The following is a 3343-nucleotide window of genomic DNA, read 5'->3' as shown; positions in this document are numbered from 1 at the left end:
TGCGCAGCTGATCCGGCCCCCCATTGCGCGACGCGTACAGCGCTGCGGCGTCGAATGCGTTGCGAGCGGCGAATTCCGGCATGGCACGCACCGTCAGCCAGCCGGCCGCATAGCCCCAGTCGGTCATTCGACTGCCCAGCGAAAGATCGCTGATGCCAGGCAGTTTCAAGCCAGCTGGGACGATCACGACTCGGTCTCTCCAGACTTACCTGGCGGCGGCAGCGGATCGGCCGCACTGGTCGAGTGCCGCACGGTGTGCAACCGCTGAGCACAGGTGACCATGCTGGCCGCGGCCAGCAACCACATCGCCACCGGAAGCGCCCACGGCAGCGGAAAGATCGGCAGGTCCGAAAGTCCCGCCCCGACGAGCACGATGATCAGTCGTTCCGGCCGTTCGATGAAGCCGCCGTCACCGCGCAGCCCACTGGCTTCAGCGCGCGCCTTGGTGTACGAGATCACCTGCGAGGTGACCAGGCAGATCATCGTCGCCACCACCAACGGTCGGCTACCCAGGCCGAACGCCGCCCACCAGGCCAGCCCGCAGAACACCGCACCGTCGCTGATGCGGTCGCAGGTGGCATCTAGCACCGCGCCAAACCTGGTGCCGCCGCCGCTTTCTCGCGCCATCGCCCCATCGACCATGTCGAACAGGACGAAGAACGTGATGACCACGGCGCCGGCAAACAGCTTGCCGGTGGGAAACAGCGTCAATGCAGCAAGCACCGCGGCGGCAGTGGCGATGATGGTGACGCCGTCGGCGGTGAAGCCGGCGTGCAGAAACGCCCGCGCCACCGGGTTGGTGACTCGGGCTACTCCCTCGCGGGACAAAAGTTTGCTCACGACTGCTTGTCCCACTCGGTGGCAAGCAGCCGACGGGTGTCGCGCAGCAACTGCGGGATCACCTTGGAATCGCCGATGATCGTGATGAAGTTGGCGTCGCCGCCCCATCGCGGCACCACGTGCACATGCAGATGCTCGGCCAGCGAGCCGCCCGCCGACTGGCCCAGGTTGACCCCGACGTTGAACCCATGCGGTCGCGACACGTTCTTGATGACGCGAATCGCCTTCTGGATGAACGCCATCAGCTCGCTGCTCTCCGGCTCGGTCAGATCCTCGAGCTCGGAAAGCCGCCGGTACGGCACCACCATCAAATGCCCCGGGTTGTACGGGTAGAGGTTCAGCACCGCGTAGACCAGTTCGCCGCGGGCCACCACCAGACCGTCCTCGTCGGACAATTGCGGGATGTCGGTGAACGGTTGGTCCCGGTTGTCGTGTTCCTGCTTCAACGGCCCCTCGGCCAGGTAACTCATCCGGTAGGGCGTCCATAACCGCTGCAGGTGGTCGGATTCACCGACTCCCCTGTCGACGATTGCGTCGTCTTCAGCCACGACTGCTCACCTTGACCAAATCGGCAGTGGGAACGTGGTTTTCACGATCGGAGATCCATTGCTTGATGACCGCAACCGCCTCGTCACGAGGAACGCCGTTGATCTGCGTGCGATCGCCGAACCGGAAACTGACCGCGCCGGCCTCGACGTCGCGGTCGCCGGCCAGCAACATGAACGGCACCCGCTGGTTGGTGTGGTTGACGATCTTCTTGGCCATCCGGTCATCGCTGGTATCCACATCGATCCGGATACCGTGCGACTTCAGTTGAGCGGCAACGTCTTCCAGATACGGTACATGGCCGTCGGCCACCGGAATGCCGACCACCTGCACCGGCGCCAGCCAGGCCGGGAATGCGCCCGCATAGTGCTCGGTGAGGATGCCGAAGAAGCGCTCGATCGAACCGAACAGCGCGCGGTGGATCAGCACCGGGCGTTGCCGCGATCCGTCGGCGGCGGTGTACTCCAAGTCGAACCGGTCCGGCATGTTGAAGTCGAGCTGAATCGTGGACATCTGCCAGCTGCGGCCCAGCGCATCCTTGACCTGCACTGAGATTTTCGGGCCGTAGAACGCCGCGCCGCCGGGATCCGGAATCAGATGCAGGCCCGAGCCTTCGGCGACTTCGCTCAGGATCGCGGTGGCTTCGTCCCACACCTCGTCGGAGCCGACGTACTTCTCCGGGTCCTTGGTGGACAGCTCCAGGTAGAAATCGTTGAGGCCGTAGTCGGCCAGCAGATCCAGCACGAAGCCCAACAACGACGCCAGTTCGTCGCGCATCTGCTCACGGGTGCAGTAGATGTGCGCGTCGTCCTGCGTCATGCCGCGCACCCGGGTCAGGCCGTGCACCACGCCGGACTTCTCGTACCGGTAGACGGTGCCGAACTCGAACAGCCGCAACGGAAGTTCGCGATAGGAGCGACCGCGCGACCGGTAGATCAGGTGATGCATCGGGCAGTTCATCGGCTTGAGGTAATAGTCCTGCCCGGGCTTGCGGACCGTTCCGTCGTCGTTGAACTCCGCGTCGATGTGCATCGGCGGGAACATGCCCTCGGCGTACCACTCCAGATGGCCCGAGGTGATGTACAGCTGTTCTTTGGTGATGTGCGGGGTGTTGACGAACTGGTAGCCGGCCTCGGCGTGCTTGCGCCGCGAATAGTCCTCCAGCTCGGTGCGCACTATGCCGCCCTTGGGATGGAAAACCGCTAGGCCCGAACCGATTTCGTCGGGGAAACTGAACAGATCCAGCTCGACGCCGAGCTTGCGGTGGTCGCGACGCGCAGCCTCTTCGAGCAACTCGAGGTGGCGGTCCAACGCTTCCTGCGATTCCCACGCGGTTCCGTAGATCCGTTGCAGACTGGCATTGTTCTGATCGCCCCGCCAGTACGCGGCCGAACTGCGGGTGAGCTTGAACGCCGGAATGTGCTTGGTGGTCGGGATGTGCGGCCCGCGGCACAAGTCGCCCCAAACCCGTTCGCGGGTACGCGGATTCAGGTTGTCGTAGGCGGTGAGCTCGTCACCGCCGACCTCCATCACGTCGGGATCGCCGGATTTGTCGTCGACCAGCTCGAGTTTGTACGGCTCGCCGGCCAGTTCGCCGCGGGCCTGATCCTTGGACTCGTAGACGCGTCGGTCGAACAGCTGCCCCTCTTTGACGATCTGGCGCATCCGCTTTTCCAGCTTGTCCAGGTCTTCCGGGGTGAACGGATCGGCAACGTCGAAGTCGTAATAGAAGCCGTCGGCGATCGGCGGCCCGATGCCGAGCTTGGCGTGCGGGAACAGATCCTGCACAGCCTGTGCCAAGACGTGTGCAGCCGAGTGCCGGATGACGCTGCGGCCGTCGTCGGTGTCGGCCGCCACCGGGACCACGTCGGCGTCGGCGTCGGGAACCCAGCTCAAATCGCGCAGCTTGCCGTCGGGGTCGCGCACCACCACGACCGCGTCCGGGGCACCGCGACCC

At 64.7% G+C, this 3343-nt stretch carries 3 protein-coding genes and 1 pseudogene; all 4 read right to left on the bottom strand.

The window, feature by feature from the left end:
• A pseudogene (locus tag WAO18_RS16720) lies at positions 1–127 on the bottom strand (phosphatidylinositol mannoside acyltransferase); the annotation flags it as partial.
• A 56-nt stretch (positions 128–183) separates the two neighbouring features.
• Positions 184–840 carry a phosphatidylinositol phosphate synthase gene (pgsA, locus tag WAO18_RS16715; protein ID WP_422207366.1) on the bottom strand — a complete coding sequence of 219 codons (657 nt, stop codon included), beginning with the start codon at positions 838–840 and terminating at the stop codon, positions 184–186.
• Entirely contained in the window at positions 837–1388 is a 552-nt protein-coding gene (locus WAO18_RS16710) for an HIT family protein (RefSeq protein WP_422207365.1), read from the bottom strand. The genes pgsA and WAO18_RS16710 overlap by 4 nt, the downstream gene beginning before the upstream one ends.
• A partial coding sequence (thrS, locus tag WAO18_RS16705) for a threonine--tRNA ligase (protein ID WP_422207364.1) occupies positions 1381–3343 on the bottom strand: 1963 nt, incomplete at its 5' end. The genes WAO18_RS16710 and thrS, both read right to left, overlap by 8 nt.

This window comes from Mycobacterium sp. (genome assembly GCF_049278535.1).
Taxonomy (GTDB): domain Bacteria; phylum Actinomycetota; class Actinomycetes; order Mycobacteriales; family Mycobacteriaceae; genus Mycobacterium.
This window is presented reverse-complemented; position numbering and strand designations above follow the sequence as displayed.